17 protein-coding genes and 1 tRNA gene are annotated in these 18,528 nt (G+C 72.4%); 10 read left to right on the top strand and 8 right to left on the bottom strand.

Annotation, left to right across the window (positions count from 1 at the left end):
- Nucleotides 1–156: 156 nt before the first annotated feature.
- From ACF061_RS06000 to ACF061_RS05990, 3 genes are all read left to right on the top strand, one after another.
- Nucleotides 157–618, top strand: a complete 462-nt coding sequence (locus tag ACF061_RS06000) for a molybdenum cofactor biosynthesis protein MoaE (RefSeq protein ID WP_392265598.1) — start codon at nt 157–159, stop codon at nt 616–618.
- Between the two features lie 89 nt (nt 619–707).
- Nucleotides 708–929 (top strand): hypothetical protein, encoded by a 222-nt coding sequence (locus ACF061_RS05995; protein ID WP_392266194.1) that lies wholly within the window; start codon nt 708–710, stop codon nt 927–929.
- A gap of 60 nt (nt 930–989) precedes the next feature.
- Nucleotides 990–2,087: a PDZ domain-containing protein gene (locus ACF061_RS05990; RefSeq protein WP_392265597.1), complete on the top strand. Its 1,098-nt coding sequence runs from the start codon at nt 990–992 to the stop codon at nt 2,085–2,087.
- A 231-nt stretch (nt 2,088–2,318) separates the two neighbouring features.
- Here the strand turns inward: ACF061_RS05990 and ACF061_RS05985 are convergent, their stop codons facing one another.
- Nucleotides 2,319–2,861, bottom strand: a complete 543-nt coding sequence (locus tag ACF061_RS05985) for a PPA1309 family protein (RefSeq protein WP_392265596.1) — start codon at nt 2,859–2,861, stop codon at nt 2,319–2,321.
- 174 nt (nt 2,862–3,035) lie between these two features.
- Between ACF061_RS05985 and ACF061_RS05980 the strand changes: the two genes are divergently transcribed.
- From ACF061_RS05980 to ACF061_RS05970, 3 genes are all read left to right on the top strand, one after another.
- Nucleotides 3,036–5,990 (top strand): UPF0182 family protein, encoded by a 2,955-nt coding sequence (locus ACF061_RS05980; RefSeq protein WP_392266154.1) that lies wholly within the window; start codon nt 3,036–3,038, stop codon nt 5,988–5,990.
- 214 nt (nt 5,991–6,204) lie between these two features.
- Nucleotides 6,205–8,031 carry a sel1 repeat family protein gene (locus ACF061_RS05975; RefSeq protein WP_392265595.1) on the top strand — a complete coding sequence of 609 codons (1,827 nt, stop codon included), beginning with the start codon at nt 6,205–6,207 and terminating at the stop codon, nt 8,029–8,031.
- A 213-nt stretch (nt 8,032–8,244) separates the two neighbouring features.
- Nucleotides 8,245–8,318 (top strand) — tRNA-Met (locus ACF061_RS05970).
- Between the two features lie 165 nt (nt 8,319–8,483).
- Here ACF061_RS05970 and ACF061_RS05965 read toward each other — a convergent pair.
- On the bottom strand, nt 8,484–8,900 hold the full coding sequence (locus ACF061_RS05965; protein ID WP_392265594.1) for a Fur family transcriptional regulator: 417 nt from the start codon (nt 8,898–8,900) through the stop codon (nt 8,484–8,486).
- 143 nt (nt 8,901–9,043) lie between these two features.
- Between ACF061_RS05965 and ACF061_RS05960 the strand changes: the two genes are divergently transcribed.
- Complete coding sequence (locus tag ACF061_RS05960; RefSeq protein WP_392265593.1) at nt 9,044–10,495, top strand: catalase; 1,452 nt, start codon at nt 9,044–9,046, stop codon at nt 10,493–10,495.
- Nucleotides 10,496–10,566: 71 nt separating this feature from the next.
- Here ACF061_RS05960 and ACF061_RS05955 read toward each other — a convergent pair whose 3' ends face one another.
- Together ACF061_RS05955 and hisN are read right to left on the bottom strand one after the other, a co-directional pair.
- Nucleotides 10,567–10,968 (bottom strand): cyclic nucleotide-binding/CBS domain-containing protein, encoded by a 402-nt coding sequence (locus tag ACF061_RS05955; RefSeq protein ID WP_392265592.1) that lies wholly within the window; start codon nt 10,966–10,968, stop codon nt 10,567–10,569.
- A 148-nt stretch (nt 10,969–11,116) separates the two neighbouring features.
- Nucleotides 11,117–11,917 carry a histidinol-phosphatase gene (hisN, locus tag ACF061_RS05950; RefSeq protein WP_392265591.1) on the bottom strand — a complete coding sequence of 267 codons (801 nt, stop codon included), beginning with the start codon at nt 11,915–11,917 and terminating at the stop codon, nt 11,117–11,119.
- Between the two features lie 367 nt (nt 11,918–12,284).
- On the opposite strand from hisN, the gene ACF061_RS05945 reads away from it, so the two are divergent.
- Nucleotides 12,285–12,911: a TetR/AcrR family transcriptional regulator gene (locus ACF061_RS05945; protein ID WP_392265590.1), complete on the top strand. Its 627-nt coding sequence runs from the start codon at nt 12,285–12,287 to the stop codon at nt 12,909–12,911.
- A gap of 38 nt (nt 12,912–12,949) precedes the next feature.
- On the opposite strand, the gene ACF061_RS05940 is transcribed toward ACF061_RS05945, so the two are convergent.
- The 4 genes from ACF061_RS05940 to ACF061_RS05925 all read right to left on the bottom strand — a co-directional run bounded on the left by ACF061_RS05940 (nt 12,950) and on the right by ACF061_RS05925 (nt 16,760).
- On the bottom strand, nt 12,950–13,273 hold the full coding sequence (locus ACF061_RS05940) for a DMT family transporter (protein ID WP_392265589.1): 324 nt from the start codon (nt 13,271–13,273) through the stop codon (nt 12,950–12,952).
- A 130-nt stretch (nt 13,274–13,403) separates the two neighbouring features.
- Nucleotides 13,404–14,414 (bottom strand): ribosome small subunit-dependent GTPase A, encoded by a 1,011-nt coding sequence (gene rsgA, locus ACF061_RS05935; protein ID WP_392265588.1) that lies wholly within the window; start codon nt 14,412–14,414, stop codon nt 13,404–13,406.
- 17 nt (nt 14,415–14,431) lie between these two features.
- Complete coding sequence (aroA, locus tag ACF061_RS05930) at nt 14,432–15,760, bottom strand: 3-phosphoshikimate 1-carboxyvinyltransferase (protein ID WP_392265587.1); 1,329 nt, start codon at nt 15,758–15,760, stop codon at nt 14,432–14,434.
- 277 nt (nt 15,761–16,037) lie between these two features.
- Entirely contained in the window at nt 16,038–16,760 is a 723-nt protein-coding gene (locus tag ACF061_RS05925) for a M50 family metallopeptidase (RefSeq protein WP_392265586.1), read from the bottom strand.
- 49 nt (nt 16,761–16,809) lie between these two features.
- Between ACF061_RS05925 and ACF061_RS05920 the strand changes: the two genes are divergently transcribed.
- Nucleotides 16,810–17,625, top strand: a complete 816-nt coding sequence (locus ACF061_RS05920; RefSeq protein WP_392265585.1) for an SOS response-associated peptidase — start codon at nt 16,810–16,812, stop codon at nt 17,623–17,625.
- A gap of 39 nt (nt 17,626–17,664) precedes the next feature.
- Complete coding sequence (locus ACF061_RS05915; RefSeq protein WP_392265584.1) at nt 17,665–18,312, top strand: alpha/beta family hydrolase; 648 nt, start codon at nt 17,665–17,667, stop codon at nt 18,310–18,312.
- Nucleotides 18,313–18,528: the final 216 nt, after the last annotated feature.

Raw genomic sequence — 18,528 nt, 5'->3', positions numbered from 1 at the left:
CGCCTCCCGTCCCCGTCGGCCGCAGGACCGGCGGCCGGCCCGGACAGCGTGGTCCTCGCGGGCCGGCCGGGTCTGTAGGAGGCTCCAACCCCCACGCGCGCGTGCCGGGTGATAAAGCAATTCCGCCTCGCCGCGCGAGTGCGGGAGGATGGACGCATGGCACCGACCTACGACCACCCCGGCGAGCACGCAGCCGACGATCCCATCAAGCTGATCGCCGTCCGGGACACCGCGCTCAGCCTGGACGAGGTCTTCAAGGCCGTCGGGGACGACGCCGCCGGCGGCACCGCGCTCTTCGTGGGAACCGTGCGCGACCATGACGGGGGCGCCGACGTCGAGGAGCTCGGCTACTCCTGCCATCCCAGTGCCGAGGCGGAGATGCGGCGGATCGCCGAGAAGGTCGTCGCCCGGTACCCGGTGCGGGCGCTGGCCGCCGTGCACCGGGTGGGGGATCTGAGGGTGGGGGACCTCGCCGTCGTCGTCGGCGTGTCGTGCCCGCACCGGGGGGAGGCGTTCGAAGCCTGCCGGAAGCTGATCGACGACCTCAAGCACGAGGTGCCGATCTGGAAGCACCAGAGGTTCTCCGACGGTACCGAGGAATGGGTGGGCGCCTGCTGACCGGCCCCGCGGGCGCCGTGCCCCCGCACGGCCGCGCCGCGCCCTCCGGTTGCGTAACCGCCCCCCGGGCATGAGCGTTGTCACAGCGGATGGTTAATCTGCTGATCAGTCAGTTGCGGTCGCTCGATTGGGGTTGGGAGGTCGGCATGGCGGCGCTCGCCTGGTTGCTGATTCCGCTCGTGGCGGCGATAGTCGCCGGACTGTGGGGGAGCTGGGCCAACCGCACCCGCAAGGTGCGCAGCGACGGCCCCGAGCTGGACGGGTACGCCCGGTTCCGCGAGGCCATGGAGCGCTCCACGTCCGGCACCTGAGGCGGCGGCGGACCGCGGCCCTGACGGTGGCCCGACACACCCGTCCCGTACTGTCGAGTCATGCCACGCCGCACCGCGACGATGCTCGCCTCCACCCTGATGCTGATCGCGATCCTGTGCGCGGGGGTCTTCCTCCGTGTGCCGTACTCGGAGATGTCCCCGGGGCCGACGGTCAACACTCTGGGCGAGCACGGCGGCGAACCGGTGCTGCAGATCGCCGGTCACAAGACCTACCCGACGGACGGCCACCTCAACATGACCACCGTCCGGGTCACCAGCGCCGACTACCGGATGAACCTCGTCGAGGCCGTCTACGGCTGGCTCGCGCACGACGACAAGATCGTCCCGCACGACACGCTCTACCCGGACGGCAAGACGGAGGAGCAGTCGTCCCAGGAGAACGCCGAGGAGTTCAGCCAGTCCCAGGAGAGCGCCAAGGTCGCGGCCCTGAAGGAGCTCGGCATCCCGGTGCAGTCCTGGGTGATCGTCGCCACGGTCGTCAAGGGCACCCCGGCGCAGGGCGAGCTGCACGCCGGTGACGTCATCAAGGCCGTGGACGGCACCGCGGTCAAGCAGCCCACCGACGTCGCCAAGCTGGTCACCAGGCACAAGCCCGGGCAGAACGTCGTCTTCACCGTCGTGCCGGCCAAGGACCAGGCCGCCGCCGCGAAGCAGCACAGGACGGCGACCACCACCCGGGACATCACCATCAGGACGGCCGAGTCCGACGACACCGGCGCCAAGCGCGCCATCGTCGGGATCTCCGCCGGGACCGATCACACGTTCCCGTTCACGATCGACATCAAGCTCGCCGACGTCGGCGGTCCCAGCGCGGGTCTGATGTTCGCGCTCGGCATCTACGACAAGCTCACCCCGGGCAGTCTGACCGGCGGGAAGTTCGTGGCCGGCACCGGGACGATCGACGACGACGGCAAGGTCGGCCCGATCGGCGGCGTCGAGATGAAGACCGTCGGCGCGCGCGGCAAGGGCGCCCGGTACTTCCTGACGCCCGCGGACAACTGCGCCGCGGCGGCCAAGGACACCCCCTCCGGGCTGACCCTCGTAAAGGTGAACACCATCGGCGACGCCCTCGGCGCCCTGAAGGACATCCGCTCGGGGAACACCGCCGGCCTGCCGAAGTGCACGGTCAAGGGCTGAGGAACCCGGGGGCCGGGGCCCCGTGACAGGGGCGCCCCGTGCGCGTACCGGACCACGGCCCGGAGCGGGCCCCGCCCGCACGCCGGTCCCTGCCTCTGGACCGGTTTCCCGTCCCCGGACCGGCCCCCGCCCCCGCGCCGGGCCGCCGGCCGGGCGCGGAAGAGGCCGGCGCCGAAGAGGCCGGGAGCGGCGGGGAAGGGGCCCGGGCGGCGGGCAGCACCCGGGCCGGCCTCAGTCCTCGAACGTCGCCGCCAGCGCGTCCGCCAGGCCCGGCACCAGCCCGGAGCCCGTGAGGACCTCCGTGGCGGAGTCCTTCTCGCGCAGCCGCAGCGCCGACTCCCGGGCCCCGTCGCGCAGCACCGCGACCGTCATGCGGACCTCCTGGCGCTCGGGGTGCTCGGCCACCCACTTCGCCAGCTTGGCCCCGTCGAGTCCCTGGGGGACCTGAGCCTCGGCGGACGGGGGCAGCATCAGGCGCTCCACGGTCAGCGCGCAGCCGGCCACCGCGTCGGGCCAGGCGATCGTGCCGAGGAACTCGTCGAGCGGCCGGCCCGCGGGGATCTCGTCCTGCTCGATCGGGGTGAGACCGGTGGTCTCCTGCTCGTCCTCCAGGCCGAGCTGGGCCGCGAGGGCGGGTTCCTGGGACCGCAGCCGCGCGGTGTCTACGAGGGCGAAGAGGCGGGCGGGCTGGTCCCAGCCGAGGCCGGAGGCGTACTCGTCGATCTCGAGTACGGCCCGGGTGAGCGGGCTCGCTGCCATGGGAGTGTTGGACATGGTCACAATCCTGCCTCGTTCCGGCCCGGAATCGGGAACCGAGTAAACGGTGAGTAAGTTGCATAGGTGTGTGCCCGCGATCGGGGGCGCACCGTACGGTCCGCGGACACGGGGGCCAGACGCGACGACAGCGAACCAACAGCGAACTTCGAGGTGCGCACCTTGGCTTTCCAGATGCCGGACCGCGGCGGAGGCCCCACGGGGCCGCGGATCAGAGTCGGCCGCCCGTCCCGGCGGGCCCGGACCCTTCTGACGACACTGGGCGTCCTTGCCGTCCTCGGCATGGCGTTCACGATGTTCGCGGGCTTCTGGACGGACTGGCTGTGGTACCGGTCGGTGAAGTACTCGTCGGTCTTCACCACCACCCTGTCGACCAAGATCGGGCTGTTCTTCGTCTTCGGACTGCTGATGGCGGCGGCCGTCGGCTTCAACATCTGGCTCGCGCACCGGCTGCGGCCCCCGCTGAGCGCGATGTCGCTGGAGCAGCAGAACCTCGACCGCTACCGGATGGGCATCGCGCCGTACCGCAAGTGGCTGCTGAGCGGGGTCACCGCCGTGGTCGGCCTGGTCGCGGGCGCATCGGCGGCCGGGCAGTGGCGGACCTGGCTGCTCTGGGTCAACGGGGTGCCGTTCCACCGGACGGACCCGCAGTTCCACCTCGACGTGTCCTTCTACGCCTTCGACCTGCCCTGGTACCGGTTCCTGCTGGGCTTCGGCTTCGCCGCCGCGGTCCTGTCGCTGATCGCCGCGGCGCTGACCCACTACCTGTACGGCGGGCTGCGGGTCACCAGCCCCGGCGCGCGGGCCACGGCGGCGGCGACCGGCCACCTGTCGGTGCTGCTCGGCGTGTTCGTCGCCCTCAAGGCCGTCGCCTACTGGCTCGACCGGTACGGACTGGCGGTCAAGTCCAGCGACTTCAAGGCGACCGACGACTGGACCGGCCTGAGGTACGTCGACGCCAACGCCTACCTGCCGGCCAAGACCATCCTGTTCTGCATCGCGGTCATCTGCGCCCTGCTGTTCTTCGCCACCCTGTGGCGGCGCACCTGGCAGCTGCCGGTCATCGGCTTCGGCCTGATGGTGCTCTCGGCGATCCTCATCGGCGGCCTGTATCCGGCGCTGGTCCAGAAGTTCGAGGTCCAGCCCAACGAGCAGGCCAAGGAGGCCCCGTACGTCGCGAAGAACATCGAGGCGACGCGCGAGGCGTACGGCATCGACGACACCAAGGTGTCCGGGTACTCCGGCACGGGCAACGCCAAGGACAGATCGACGCTGCGCGACGAGGTCGACAAGACGGCGAGCATGCGCATACTCGACCCCAACGTCGTCTCGCCGACCTTCCAGCAGATCCAGCAGATCAAGGGCTTCTACGCGTTCCCGAACAACCTGGACGTCGACCGGTACCCCACCGCCGACGGCAAGTCCCAGGACACGGTGGTCGGTCTGCGCGAGCTGAACCTCGCCGGCGTCAAGAAGAACTGGATCAACAGCCACTTCCGCTACACCCACGGCTACGGCATGGTCGCGGCCAAGGGCACCGAGACCGCCAACGGCGAGCCGGTCTTCACCGAGAAGAACCTGCCGTCCTCCGGCGACCTGCCGTCGTACGAACAGCGGGTCTACTACGGCGAGAAGACCACCACCTACTCGATCGTCGGCGGTCCCCAGGAGGAGATCGACTACTCCGACAACGGCGGTGAGAAGAGCACCAGGTACCAGGGCAAGAGCGGCGTCAGCCTGTCGAACCCGCTCAACCGGGCAGCGTACGCGCTGGCGTTCGGCGAGCCGCAGATCCTCTACTCCGGCGCGATCGGCGACGGTTCGCGGATCCTGTACAACCGCACGCCCAAGGAGCGGGTGGAGGCGGTGGCGCCCTGGCTGACCATCGACGGCGACGCCTACCCGGCCGTGGTGGACCACCGCATCCAGTGGATCGTCGACGCCTACACGACGACGAACGGGTACCCGTACGCCTCCCGCACGACCCTCGGTGACACCACCGCCGACTCGCTGACCTACAACAACGACCAGCGCGCGGTGGTGGCCCAGCAGAACCAGGTCAACTACATCCGCAACTCGGTGAAGGCGACCGTCGACGCCTACACCGGCGAGGTCAGGCTGTACCAGTGGGACACCGAGGACCCGGTCCTGAAGACCTGGATGAAGGCGTTCCCCGACACGGTGCGGCCCAAGGCGGACATCTCGCCCGAGTTGATGGCCCATCTGCGCTACCCGCAGGACCTGTTCAAGGTCCAGCGCGAGCTGCTCACCCGCTACCACGTGCAGGACGCGCAGACCTTCCTCAGCGGCAGCGAGGTGTGGCGGGTGCCGGAGGACCCGACCAACAAGTCGGGCAACGCGGTGCCGCCGTACTACCTGACGATGAAGATGCCGGACCAGGACGCGCAGGCGTTCTCGCTGACGACGACGTTCACGCCGAACGGCCGGGAGACCCTGAGCGCCTTCATGGCGGTCGACTCCCAGGCGGGCACGCCCGACTACGGCAAGATCAGGATCCTGAAGCTGCCGGCGAGCACGACGGTCGGCGGCCCGAAACAGGTGCAGAGCCAGTTCAACTCCAACTCGCAGCAGAACATCGCCGAGTTCGTCAAACTCATCAGGGGCGGTGACTCGGAGATCGAGTACGGCAACCTGCTGACGATCCCGCTCGACGGCGGACTGCTGTACGTGGAGCCGGTGTACGTGCGCGGCGGGCAGCTCAAGTACCCGCTGATGCGCAAGGTCCTGGTCACCTACGGCGGTACCACCGCGTTCGAGAACACCCTCGGCGAAGCCCTCGACAAGGTCTTCGGGAAGTCGGGTTCCTCGAACCCGCCACCGGGCACCGGCGGTACGAATCCGCCCAAGTCCGGCAATCCGACGGTCGAACAGGCGCTGAAGGACGCCCAGAAGGCCTTCGACGACGGCCAGGCGGCCATGCGGAAGGGGCCCGACTGGGCGGCGTACGACAAGGCGCAGAAGGCCCTTGAGGACGCGCTCAAGCGGGCCGAGGACGCCCAGTCCAAGGCGGACAAGGCCGCCGCTGGCGGCAAGAACGGCGCCGGTGACGGCGGCAGGGGCTCCGGAGGTGGCGGCGGTACCGCCGGAGGAGACAAGAGCGGCGGCTGATCACGGCGCGCTCGACACAAGGCCCGGATCCGGTGCGGATCCGGGCCTTCGTGGTGGACGAACGCATGTGCCGACGCGCGGGGCCGCCGTGCCGTGGTGGGGAGTTGGGCGATCTGTGTTTGACTTGTCTCTCTGTGGGCATGTCGACAAAACGCTGAAGTGACCTCACTGGCTGCGGTATACCAGGTGTACCCGGGTAGCGGGTGGTGCGACGATGGACGTTATGGGGGACAAGGTAACTCTGTTCGAGTCAGGGCGATTTGTGCAGGCTTCCGATCCCGTGGAGATCGCGGGTGAAGCCCGGGACGAGACCGGCGCCGCCGCCGAGGAGGTCGCCGAGCTGGCGCGCCGCCGGCTCGCCGCCGAGGGCGGGGACACCGAGGCGATGAGCGTTCTCGGCGCCATGCTGCTGCGGCGGGGCGATCTCGACGGAGCCGAACCTCATCTGCGGGCCGCCACCGCGGCCGGCGACCGCGCCGCCGCCAACAACCTGGGTGTCCTCCTCCAGCAGCGCGGATACCCGGACGAAGCGGCCGGCTGGTGGCGGATCGCCGCCGTAGCCGGTTCCGCGCCGGCCGCGCACGCGCTCGGCCGCCACCACCGCGAGCGCGGCGACGAGCCCGCCGCCGAGTACTGGCTGCGCCAGTCCGCCGAGCAGGGACACGTCCTGGGCGCCTACGCGCTCGCCGACCTGCTGGAGCACCGGGGGGACGCCGGGGCCGAGCGCTGGATGCGGGTCGCCGCCGAGCGGGGGCACCGCGAGGCCGCTTACCGGCTGGCCCGCGCACTGGACCGGCGCCCCCTGAAGGGGACGGCGGAGGACGCCGGTCCGCGCACGGAGGCCGAACAGTGGTACCGGCAGGCCGCCGCCCGCGGCCACAGGCGGGCCGCGCTGCACCTCGGCGCGATCCTGGAGAAGCGGGGGCGGCTCAGGGAGGCCGGCCGCTGGTACCTGACGTCCGCCAAGGACGGCGAGGCGCGGGCCGCCTGCGCGCTCGGGTTCCTGCTGCGCGACGCCGGGGACACCGAGAGCGCCGCCGTGTGGTGGCTGCGGGCCGCGCAGGACGGCGACGGCAACGCGGCGAACGCGCTCGGCGCGCTGCACGCCGAGCGGGGCGAGACCCAGACCGCCGAGCGGTGGTACCGGGCGGCGATGGACGCCGGCGACGTGAACGGCGCGTACAACCTCGGCCTGCTCTGCGCCGAGCAGGGCCGGACCCCGCAGGCCGAGCAGTGGTACCGGCGCGCGGCCTACGCCGGCCACCGCGAGGCCGCGAACGCGCTGGCCATCCTGTTGCTCCAGGGCGGGGACACGACCGGCGCCGAGCCGTGGTTCTCTAAGGCCGCGGAGGCCGGGAGCGTGGACGCGGCGTTCAACCTGGGGATCCTCTACGCGGGCCGTGACAAGGAGACCGAGGCGCTGCGCTGGTACGAGCGGGCGGCCGCCGCCGGGCACACGGAGGCGGCGCTCCAGGTGGGGATCGCCCGGCTGCGCGCGGGCGACGAGCAGGGGGCCGAGCGGCATCTGCGGTGCGCGGCCGGTGGCGGCAGCGCGGAGGCCGCGTACCGGCTGGCGACCGTGCTCGACGCACGGCGGCCGCCCGCTCCCGCGCACGAGCTCGGTGAGTCGGCGGCCCACGAGAAGAGCGAGTGCGAGGAGTGGTACGAGCGGGCGGCGACCCAGGGGCACCGGCGGGCGCAGGTACGGGTGGGGATGCTGGCCGCGGCCCGCGGGGACGTGGTCGAGGCGGCGCGGTGGTACCGGACCGCGGCGGAGGCCGGTTCCCGCAACGGCGCGTTCAACCTGGGGCTGCTGCTGGCCCGGGAGGGCAGTGAGCCGGAGGCGGCCGTGTGGTGGACCCGGGCCGCCGACGCGGGACACGGGCGGGCGGCGCTGCGCCTCGCCCTGGTCTACGCACGGCGCGGAGAACTGGACGAGGGGCAGCGGTGGGCCGACCGGGCCGTGGCGCTGGGGCCGCGCGAGGTCGCGCAGCGGGCGGCACGGCTCAGGGACGCGCTGCGCGAGGAACTGTCCGCGTGAGGCCGGGCTGGCCGCCCGCCCGGCCCGGGAGCGGCCCGAGTGCCCGCGCACGCGTGAGCCGGTCCGTACGGGACGCGGTCCGCGTGCGGCCGGCCCGGTGCGACCCGGGCCGCGCGTCAGCCGCCTGCCGGGCCGCGCGTCGCGCTGTCCGTGCCGCCTGGCGGAAGCGATTTGCTTCTTCCCCCGCCGGTCACGTAGTGTTCTATTCATCGACGCGGGGTGGAGCAGCTCGGTAGCTCGCTGGGCTCATAACCCAGAGGTCGCAGGTTCAAATCCTGTCCCCGCTACTGAAGGCCGAGGGCCGGAATCCGATCAGGGTTCCGGCCCTCGGTGTTTGCGCCGGTGATGTGTCCGCCCGACGGCTTCGCGCCCGGGCGTCCGCGTACGGGGAGCCGTCGGCGCGCGGCGAAAAGCCCCGGCACTCCCGTGCCGGGGCTTCTGTTCCGTGTCCGTCAGGCCGCCGAGCAGGCGGGGCAGAGTCCGCGGTACGTCACCTCGACGTCCGAGACCGTGAAGCCGAAGCGCTCCGAGTCCGGGAGGTCGGCCAGCGGGTTGCCGCCCGGATGGACGTCCCGGATCGCACCGCAGCCGGCGCAGACCAGGTGGTGGTGCGGCCGGTGGGCGTTGGGGTCGTACCGCTTGGCTCGCTTGTCGGTGCTGACCTCGAGCACCTCGCCCAGCGTGACCAGCTCGCCCAGCGTGTTGTAGACGGTCGCGCGGGAGATCTCGGGCAGCTTGGCCACAGCCCGCGCATGCACCTCGTCGGCCGTCAGGTGCACGTGCTCGCCGTCCAGGACCTCGGCGACGACGCGCCGCTGTGCGGTCATCCGCCACCCGCGTCCACGCAGCCGTTCCAGAAGGTCGCTCATACTCACCAGCCTAACAGCAGGGGAAACAGATCCCGAACGAGTGTGACTTTGGAGCTCTGCTTGACTTAGACATTGTCCATTGTAGGATCGAGCATGGCTTTGGCCAAGCGACAGGAACTTACGGAATTGCCCCAGGAGGCGACGTGACCCAGGGACCGCTCACTACGGAGGCCGGTGCTCCGGTGGCCGACAACCAGAACAGCGAGACCGCGGGTGTCGGCGGCCCGGTTCTCGTCCAGGACCAGCTCCTCCTGGAGAAGCTCGCCCACTTCAACCGCGAGCGCATTCCGGAGCGCGTGGTGCACGCCCGCGGCGCCGGCGCCTACGGCACCTTCACCGTCACCGCCGACGTCACCAAGTACACCCGCGCCGCCTTCCTCTCCGAGGTCGGCAAGGAGACGGAGACCTTCCTCCGCTTCTCCACCGTGGCCGGCAACCTGGGTGCGGCGGACGCCGTCCGCGACCCGCGCGGCTTCGCGCTGAAGTTCTACACCGAGGAGGGCAACTACGACCTCGTCGGCAACAACACCCCGGTGTTCTTCATCAAGGACGCCATCAAGTTCCCCGACTTCATCCACACCCAGAAGCGCGACCCCTACACGGGTTCGACCGAGGCGGACAACGTCTGGGACTTCTGGAGCCTGTCCCCGGAGTCGACGCACCAGGTGACCTGGCTGTTCGGCGACCGCGGCATCCCGGCGTCGTACCGCCACATGGACGGCTTCGGCTCCCACACCTACCAGTGGAACAACGCCGCCGGCGAGGTCTTCTGGGTCAAGTACCACTTCAAGACCGACCAGGGCATCAAGTGCCTGACCGCCGAGGAGGCGGATGTCCTGGCCGGCAAGGACCCCGACTCGCACCAGCGCGACCTGCGCGAGGCGATCGAGCGCGGTGAGTTCCCGTCCTGGACCGTCGGCGTGCAGATCATGCCCGCCGCCGAGGCCGCGACCTACCGCTTCAACCCGTTCGACCTGACCAAGGTGTGGCCGCACGCGGACTACCCGGTCATCGAGATCGGCAAGCTGGAGCTCAACCGCAACCCGGAGAACATCTTCGCCGAGGTCGAGCAGTCGATCTTCTCCCCGGCTCACTTCGTGCCGGGCATCGGCCCCTCGCCGGACAAGATGCTCCAGGGCCGCCTGTTCGCCTACGGCGACGCCCACCGCTACCGCGTCGGCATCAACGCCGACCACCTGCCGGTGAACCGCCCGCACGCCACCGAGGCGCGCACCAACTCCCGTGACGGCTACCTGTACGACGGCCGCCACAAGGGCGCGAAGAACTACGAGCCGAACAGCTTCGGCGGCCCGTTCCAGACGGACCGGCCGCTGTGGCAGCCGGTTCCGGTCTCCGGTGTCACCGGTGACCACGAGGCGCCGCTGCACGCCGAGGACAACGACTTCGTGCAGGCCGGGAACCTCTACCGGCTGATGACGGACGAGGAGAAGGACCGTCTGATCGGCAACCTGGCGGGCGCCATCTCGCAGGTCTCGCGCGAGGACATCGCCGAGCGCGCGATCAACAACTTCCGCCAGGCGGACGGCGACTTCGGCAAGCGGCTGGAGGCCGCGGTCCAGGCCCTGCGCGGCTGACTCCAGCGACTGGACCGCTTGTCGTAGGCGGTGGGCCGGGTCCCTTCGGGGGCCTGGCCCGTCGCCGTTCCTCAGGCGGGCACCCGCTCCGAGCGCCGCCGGACCGGCGCCCAGCAGCGGATGATGTCGCGGACCGACACGATGCCCGCCGGTTCGCCGCGGTCGAGGACGACCAGATGACGGAAGCCGCCGTGCGCCATGGCGCGCGCCGCCTCCTCCAGGGTCCACGACGGGGCGGCGAACACCACGTCGGTGGTGGTGTGGGCGTGGGCGGGTTCCGCGTCCGGGTCTTGGCCCAGGCCGACGGAGTCGAGGATGTCGCGTTCGGTGAGGATGCCGATGCCGTCGGCGTCGGGGTCGTGGACCACGGCCGCGCCGACCCGGCGGGCGGACATCAGCGTGGCGGCCTGGCGGAGGGTGTGGGCGGGGCCGATGACGAGGACCACCGTGCTCATGGCGTCGCGGACGAGCATGGGATGGAGCCACCTCCTCGAGGAACCCACTTCGTGCGTGGATTCACAAGTTCACAAGTGGGGGGACTCTCAGAGTCGCAGGCAAAGCAAGGGTCAACAAGGGGGCGCGCGCGGCTGGTTGGGGGCGCGCGCAGAGAACTGTCTCCGCTCAGCGGCGCCGGTCGAGGTACCCCAGCATCTCGTCGTGCAGCAGGCCGTTCGACGCGGCCGCGTTGCCGCTGTGCGGGCCGGGGCGGCCGTCCAGGCCGGTGAAGGCGCCGCCGGCCTCGGTCACGATGATCGCGTTCGCGGCCATGTCCCACAGCGACAGCTCGGGTTCGGCGCAGAAGTCGACCGAGCCCTCGGCGACCATCATGTACGGCCAGAAGTCGCCGTAGGCGCGGGTGCGCCAGACCTCGCGGGTCAGGTCCAGGAAGCCGTCCAGCCGGCCCTGCTCCTCCCAGCCGCTGAGCGAGGAGTAGGCGAAGGACGCGTCCGCCAGCTTCGCCACCTGGGAGACCCGCAGCCGGGACGCCTGCGACAGGCTGCGGCCGGCGAAGGCGCCGTGTCCCCTGGCGGCCCACCAGCGGCGGCCGAGGGCGGGCGCGGAGACGACCCCGACGACCGGCTGGTAACCGCCTTCACCGGCCTCCATCAGCGAGATGAGCGTGGCCCAGACCGGGACGCCGCGCACATAGTTCTTGGTGCCGTCGATCGGGTCGATCACCCAGCGGCGCGGGCCGGTGCCCTCGACGCCGTACTCCTCGCCGAGGACCGCGTCCCGGGGGCGGGCGCGCTGCAACTGGCCGCGGATCAGTTCCTCCGCGGCCTTGTCCGCTTCGCTGACGGGGGTCATGTCCGGCTTCGTCTCGACCTTGAGGTCGAGGGCCTTGAAGCGGTCCATGGTGGCGGCGTCCGCCGCGTCCGCGAGCACGTGGGCCAGGCGCAGGTCGTCGAGGTAGTCCGGCATGGTGGAAACGGTATCCGTCCGGCCCGGCGCGGGGCTACCGGGGGCCGGGCACGGGAGGGCCCGGCGTCGGGCGTGCGCGGCGCGGCGCCGAGGTGCGGGGCGGTGTACGGCCGTGGCGAGGCCGGGTCGCGCGGCGGCGTGTCGCGGCGTGTCGCGGCGCGATTCCGGGGCGCGGGGGAACGTGAGGCCGAGGCGCGGGCGGGCGTAGGGCCCGGCGCGGGCGGGAGTGAGGACGGGCGCGGGGCCGGTGGGGGAGGCACACGGGGCCCGCACGGCGGGCGACGGGCGGGTTGTTCCGCGGACCCTTGACAGTGCCCGGGGGCGCGTCAAATCTGGGGGCGGAGCCGCTCGGCCCGGGGAGGCGACGATGCCTGCAGCGCGGGAAGCCCTGTTGGACGCCGCGTACACGGCGCTGGCGCGCCGGCCGTGGCCGACGGTGCGGATGGTGGACGTGGCCGCGGCGGCCGGAGTCTCCCGGCAGACCCTCTACAACGAGTTCGGCGGCAAGGAGGGCCTGGCGCGTGCGCTCGTCAGGAGAGAGGCGGACTGCTATCTCGCCGGGGTCGAACACGCGCTCGCCGCTCACTCCGACCCGAGTGAGCGGCTGACCGCCGCCGCGGAGTGGACCGCCTCGGCGGCCCGTGGGAACGCGCTGGTGCGGGCCATGCTCACCGGCTGCTGGAGCGAGCGGCTGCCCACGCCCACGCTCTCCGCCGCGCCGGCCGCCTCCGCCGTGCCGGCGCAGCGCCGGGCGGACGGCCCGCTGCCGTCGCCCGGCGACTTACTGGCCGCCGTCCGTGACCGTGCCGTCGCCGCCCTGTCCGCGGTGTCCGCCGCGTCCGCGCCGAGCGGGCCCGACGCGGACGGCGCCGACCTGGCCGCCGCCTGCGAGCTGGTGTTCCGCCTGGCCCTGTCCTGTGTGGCGGCGCCGCCCGGCGAGGGCGGGACGGCCGAACTGGTGCGCGACGCGCTCCGGCGGCACCGGGCCGTCTGAGTCACGGCCCGTCGGCCGCCCCGGTGGACACGGCGGTCTCAGTGCGAGGAGCCGGACAGCTGGAGACCGATCACGCCGATGATGACGAAGCTGATTGAGACGATCTTCAGCGTGGACACCAGGTCGTTGAGGAAGACCATGCCGTAGATCGCGGTGCCCGCGGCCCCGATGCCGGTCCACACCGCGTACGCGGGGCCCACGTCGAGCTTGCGCAGGGACAGCGTGAGCAGACCGAAGCTGCCGAGGGCGAAGCAGGCGAAGGCGATGGTCGGCCAGAGCCGGGTGAAACCGTGGGACAGCTTCAGGCACACCGCGAAGCCGGTTTCCAGCAGCCCCGCGACGATGACCAGCAGCCACGCCATGTGCCGTCCTCCGTATGTCGTGTCCGCGTCTCCGTGACCGCTCCGGCTGGGTGCGATTATGCACTTACCAGCCCGGGGCGGCGGCAAACAACTCGGAGATCACCGGTCGGCCGCGCGGTTCCGTCGCCGCTCAGTCGCCCTCCGTGCGCTCCCGGGTGGCCAGCAGCCGGCGCAGCGAGTAGAGCCGGGCCGGGTCGGCGTGACCCTCGGCCACCCACGCGTCCAGCGCGCAGTCCGGCTCGTCGTGACTGCACGCGCGCGGGCAGCCCTCCGTACCGGGCTCCAGGTCGGGGAAGGCGTGGATGACCCGGGACGGGTCGATGTGGGCGAGCCCGAAGGACCGTACGCCCGGGGTGTCGACGACCCAGCCCCGGGCGCCGGCCAGGGGCAGGGCCAGTGCCGAGGTGGTGGTGTGCCGGCCCCGGCCGGTCACCGCGTTCACATGCCCGGTCGTCCGCTGCCGCTCCTCGGGCACCAGGGCGTTGACGAGCGTGGTCTTCCCGACGCCGGAGTGGCCCACGAAGGCCGTGACCCGTCCGTCGAGGTGTGCGCGCACCCGGTCGGCCGCGTCGCCGCTCGCCAGCTCGTCCCGGCTGGTGACGACGTGCGGGATGTCCAGCGCCCCGTACAGCTCCAGGAGCTTGTCCGGCGGTGCCAGGTCGGACTTGGTCATGACCAGCAGCGGATCCAGTCCGGCGTCGTACGCCGCCACCAGGCAGCGGTCGATCAGACGCGGGCGCGGCTCGGGGTCGGCGAGCGCGGTGACGATGGCGAGCTGGTCGGCGTTGGCCACGACCACGCGCTCGTACGGGTCGTCGTCGTCCGCCGTGCGGCGCAGGACCGAGCTGCGCTCCTCGATGCGGACGATGCGCGCGAGCGTGTCCTTCTTGCCGGACAGGTCACCGACGAGGGCCACCTGGTCGCCCACGACGGCGGCCTTGCGGCCCAGTTCGCGGGCCTTCATCGCGACGACCGGACGGCCGTCGACGAGGCAGGTCAGCCGCCCCCGGTCCACGGTGAGCACCATGCCCTCGGCGGCGTCCTCGTGCTTGGGGCGGATGTGCGTGCGCGGCCGGTTGCCCCGGCGGTTGGGCCGGGCACGGATGTCGTCCTCGTCGGTGTGCTTGCCGTAGCGGCGCATGACCTGATCCCCGCGTCCTACGCCTCGAGCATCCCGGTCCACAGTTCGGGGAAGTCCGGGAGGGTCTTCGCCGTCGTCGCCACATTCTCGATCTGTACGCCCTCGACCGCCAGGCCGATGATCGCACCGGCAGTCGCCATGCGGTGGTCCTCGTAGGTGTGGAAGACCCCGCCGTGCAGGCGGCGGGGACGGATGTGCAGGCCGTCGGCGGTCTCGGTGACGTCGCCGCCCAGCTCGTTGATCTCCTTGGTCAGCGCGGCCAGCCGGTCGGTCTCGTGCAGCCGCAGGTGGGCCACGCCCCGCAGGGTCGACGGCGAGTCCGCGAGCGCGGCGACCGCGGCGATGCCCGGGGTCAGCTCGCCGACCTCGCTCAGGTCCACGTCGATGCCGTGCACGGACCCGGAGCCGGTGAACACCAGCCCGTAGTCGGTGAGCTCGCAGGAGCCGCCCATCTCCGTGAAGATCTCCCGCAACCGGTCTCCCGGCTGGGTGGTCCGGGTCGGCCAGTCCGGGACGACGACCTTGCCGCCGGTCACCAGCGCCGCAGCCAGGAACGGCTGGGCGTTCGACAGGTCGGGTTCCACGGTCAGGTCCCGGCCGAGCAGGGCGCCGGGGGTGACCCGCCACACGTTCGGCTCGCCGCCCGACTCGGGGGTGTCCACCTGGGCGCCGACCGCGCGCAGCATGTCGACCGTCATCCGGATGTGCGGCATCGACGGCAGGGTGGCGCCCACGTGGCGGACCTCGACGCCCTGGTTGAAGCGCGGCCCGGACAGCAGCAGGGCGCTGACGAACTGGGACGAGGAGGAGGCGTCGATCTCCACCGGACCGCCGTCCAGCGCGCCGCTGCCGTGCACGGTCAGCGGCAGCGCGCCGCGGCCGTCGTCGTCGATCCGGGCGCCCAGGGCCCGCAGCGCGTCGACGACGCCGTTCAGCGGCCGCTCGTAGGAGCGCGGGTCGCCGTCGAAGCGGATCGGACCGTCGGCCAGCGCGGCGACCGGCGGCAGGAAGCGCATCACCGTGCCGGCGTTGCCGACGTCGACCGTCGCCGGGCCCTGCAGCCCCGCCGGGATCACGCGCCAGGCCTCGCCGGAGCCGCCCGCGCCGGAGGTGGAGGACACCGTCTCCTCGATGCCGACGCCCATCGCCCGCAGGGCGCCGGCCATCAGCAGCGTGTCGCGGGAGCGCAGCGGGCGGCGCAGCCAGCCCGGCTCGGAGGCGAGGGCGGCGAGCACCAGGGCGCGGTTGGTGACCGATTTGGACCCGGGTACGTGGACCGTCGCGTCGACGGGTCCGCTCGCGTGCGGGGCGGGCCACAGGGCGGTGTGTGCGGGGTTCGGGACCATGGGCCCACTCTATAAGGAGGCGGTCGTGCGAGCCGTCCTCCGGGCGGGGAGGCGGGGACCGGACGGACCGGGATCCGGGCGGGGGCGGGACCGGCCGGGCGGTGGATCCGGTCGGGGACGTGAACGTCCGGACAGCGGTTCCGGGCGGGGACGTGAACGTCCGGGCGGCGGGTCCGACGGGCGGCCGCCGTCCGGAGGGGGTGGCGGCGCGGCGGGGCGGGACGCGTACGGGGTGGCGTCGGACGGGCCGTCGCCCTGGCGTCGCCGTCCGCCCCGGTCACACCCCGAGCAGCCAGCGGCCCCCGCCCATCAGCGAGCAGAGCGACACGGCGTGGAACAGGAACAGCCACAGGCCGGCCGGCACGTGCGTCAGCCGGGACAACTGGTCCGCGTCCGACTCCCCGGCGCCCTCACGGGACCGCCTGACCTGTAGCTCGAAGGCCGGCCGGACGCCGCCGAGCAGCAGGAACCACACCACCGCGTAGGCGAAGGCGGCCTGCACCTGGGACCCGGCCAGCCAGGACACCAGCAGGAACGCGCCGCCGGTGAGGACCACGGTCAGCACGCCGTACGCGTTGCGGATCATCACCAGCATCGCCACCAGCAACGCCGTGGCCGCCCACAGCAGCAGCGTGGTGCGCCCGGCGGCGAGCAGGGCCGCGCCGCCGAGGCCGAGCAGCGGGGGAGCGGTGTAGCCGGCGGCGGCCGTGAGGATCATGCCGAGGCCGTGCGGCTTGCCCCGGCTGACCGTGAGGCCGCTGGTGTCGGAGTGCAGCCGTATGCCGGTCAGCGTGCGGCCGGTGAGCAGCGCCACCAGGCCGTGGCCGCCCTCGTGCGCGATGGTGATCGCGTTGCGCGCCACACGCCACGGGGCGTGCGGCACGACGACGGCGAGCGCGGCGAGCGCGGTGCCGACCACGACCCACAGGTCCGGGTGGGGCTGGGTGCCGAGGAGCCGGTCCCAGAGGTCGGGCAGCGCGGTCGAGGCGAGGCTGTCCATGGTGCGGAGTGACTCCCTTGCGCAGGACGGGTCTGGCAGTGTTGCACGTATGTGCGGACGGTATGCAGCGAGTCGCGGACCCGAGGATCTCGCGGGAATCTTCGAGGTCGAGAAGTGGGAGCCCGAGGAGGCACTCGCCCCCGACTACAACGTGGCCCCCACCAAGGAGGTCCACGTCGTCCTCGACCGCCCCCTGAAGGACGCCGACGACAAACGGCCGGTTCGCCAGCTGCGGAAACTCAGGTGGGGGCTGGTGCCGTCGTGGGCGAAGTCCCCCGAGGGCGGCGCCCGGATGATCAACGCGCGCGCGGAGACCGTGCACGAGAAGCCGTCGTACCGCCGCGCCTTCGCCGCCCGGCGCTGCATCGTGCCCGCCGACGGCTACTACGAGTGGGTCACCGGCGCCGAGGAGCGGGAGCTGGAGGTCGAGGGGAAGCGGAAGCGGCCGCGCAAGCAGCCGTACTTCGTGACCCCCGCCGACGGGTCGGTGTTCGCGATGGCGGGGCTCTACGAGTTCTGGCGGGACCGCACGCTCCCCGACGACCACCCGGGGGCCTGGTGGGTGACCTGCTCGGTGATCACCACGGAGGCGGAGCGGACACCGCTGGCGGCGGGCCCGGCCCAGGGCCCGCGCTCACTGGCCGACATCCACCCGCGGATGCCGCTGATGCTCACCCCCGACCGCTGGGACGCCTGGCTGGACCCGGCCCGCACGGACCCGGAGGAGCTGCGCGCCCTGCTCGACCCGCCCGCCGCGGGGCTGATGCGCGCCTATCCGGTGTCCACCGCCGTCAGCAACGTCCGCAACAACGGACCGGAGCTGCTCGAGGAGCTGCCCGCGCCGGAAGAGGGCACACTCTTCTGACGTGACTTCCAGGGTGGTTGTCCCGAGGTGGTATCCGAGGTGACTACGGACGTGAGCGGGATCGTCGACATCGTCGAGACGGAGGCGGGCACGGCCCGTGTCACCTGGCACCGGGCGGAGCGGGCGCGGCTCGTCCTCGGCGTGGGCCACGGCGCCGGCGGCGGCATCGAGGCGCGGGACCTCCAGGCACTGGCCGGGGAACTGCCCGGGCACGGCGTCACCGTGGCGCTGGTCGAGCAGCCCTGGCGGGTCGCCGGGAAGAAGGTGGCGCCCGCGCCGGGGACGCTGGACGCCGGCTGGCGCGGGCTCTGGCCCGCCCTCGCAGGCCCCGGGTTGCCGGTGGTCGCCGGCGGCCGGAGCGCCGGGGCGCGTGTCGCCTGCCGTACGGCGGCCGAGCTGGGGGCGCACGCCGTGCTCGCCCTGGGCTTCCCGCTGCACCCGCCGGGCAGGCCGGAGAAGTCCCGTGCCGGGGAGCTGCTCGGCACCGGGGTGCCCACGCTCGTCGTCCAGGGCGGCAACGACCCGTTCGGGAAGCCCGCCGAGTTCCCGCGGGGCCCCTACGAGCTGATCGAGATCCCGTACGGCGATCACGGCTTCGCCGTTCCCAAGCGGGCGGACACCACCCGGGAGGAGGCCCTGCGCACGCTGACGGAGGCGGTCGCCCAGTGGGTCGCGTCACTCGGGTGACGGCCGGGAATGCCGGACCCCCCAACGCTGTTGAGCCCGACAGAAGTGCTGGTCCCAGGCACCGACGTCGTAGGAGAGGGAGTCCACCGCATGGGTTCGACCATCTGCCCGCCCGTCGCCCACCGCACCGCCGGCGACGCGCTGCTGCCCGTGGACTCCCACGATGGCCGCGACAGGCGCGTCGAGCTGGACTGGTCGGTGCTGCACGCGGCGAGA

Source organism: Streptomyces sp. NPDC015220, from assembly GCF_043079345.1.
Taxonomy (GTDB): Bacteria; Actinomycetota; Actinomycetes; order Streptomycetales; family Streptomycetaceae; genus Streptomyces.
This window is presented reverse-complemented; position numbering and strand designations above follow the sequence as displayed.

Excerpts from the sequence above, each read along its gene's own strand:
- ACF061_RS06000 (WP_392265598.1), top strand. The coding sequence starts at position 157 with ATGGCACCGACCTACGACCACCCCGGCGAGCACGCAGCCGACGATCCC.
- ACF061_RS05995 (WP_392266194.1), top strand. The coding sequence starts at position 708 with ATGGTTAATCTGCTGATCAGTCAGTTGCGGTCGCTCGATTGGGGTTGG.
- ACF061_RS05990 (WP_392265597.1), top strand. The coding sequence starts at position 990 with ATGCCACGCCGCACCGCGACGATGCTCGCCTCCACCCTGATGCTGATC.
- ACF061_RS05985 (WP_392265596.1), bottom strand. The coding sequence starts at position 2,861 with ATGTCCAACACTCCCATGGCAGCGAGCCCGCTCACCCGGGCCGTACTC.
- ACF061_RS05980 (WP_392266154.1), top strand. The coding sequence starts at position 3,036 with ATGCCGGACCGCGGCGGAGGCCCCACGGGGCCGCGGATCAGAGTCGGC.
- ACF061_RS05975 (WP_392265595.1), top strand. The coding sequence starts at position 6,205 with ATGGACGTTATGGGGGACAAGGTAACTCTGTTCGAGTCAGGGCGATTT.
- ACF061_RS05965 (WP_392265594.1), bottom strand. The coding sequence starts at position 8,900 with ATGAGCGACCTTCTGGAACGGCTGCGTGGACGCGGGTGGCGGATGACC.
- ACF061_RS05955 (WP_392265592.1), bottom strand. The coding sequence starts at position 10,968 with ATGCTCGTCCGCGACGCCATGAGCACGGTGGTCCTCGTCATCGGCCCC.
- hisN (WP_392265591.1), bottom strand. The coding sequence starts at position 11,917 with ATGCCGGACTACCTCGACGACCTGCGCCTGGCCCACGTGCTCGCGGAC.
- ACF061_RS05945 (WP_392265590.1), top strand. The coding sequence starts at position 12,285 with ATGCCTGCAGCGCGGGAAGCCCTGTTGGACGCCGCGTACACGGCGCTG.
- ACF061_RS05940 (WP_392265589.1), bottom strand. The coding sequence starts at position 13,273 with ATGGCGTGGCTGCTGGTCATCGTCGCGGGGCTGCTGGAAACCGGCTTC.
- rsgA (WP_392265588.1), bottom strand. The coding sequence starts at position 14,414 with ATGCGCCGCTACGGCAAGCACACCGACGAGGACGACATCCGTGCCCGG.
- aroA (WP_392265587.1), bottom strand. The coding sequence starts at position 15,760 with ATGGTCCCGAACCCCGCACACACCGCCCTGTGGCCCGCCCCGCACGCG.
- ACF061_RS05925 (WP_392265586.1), bottom strand. The coding sequence starts at position 16,760 with ATGGACAGCCTCGCCTCGACCGCGCTGCCCGACCTCTGGGACCGGCTC.
- ACF061_RS05920 (WP_392265585.1), top strand. The coding sequence starts at position 16,810 with ATGTGCGGACGGTATGCAGCGAGTCGCGGACCCGAGGATCTCGCGGGA.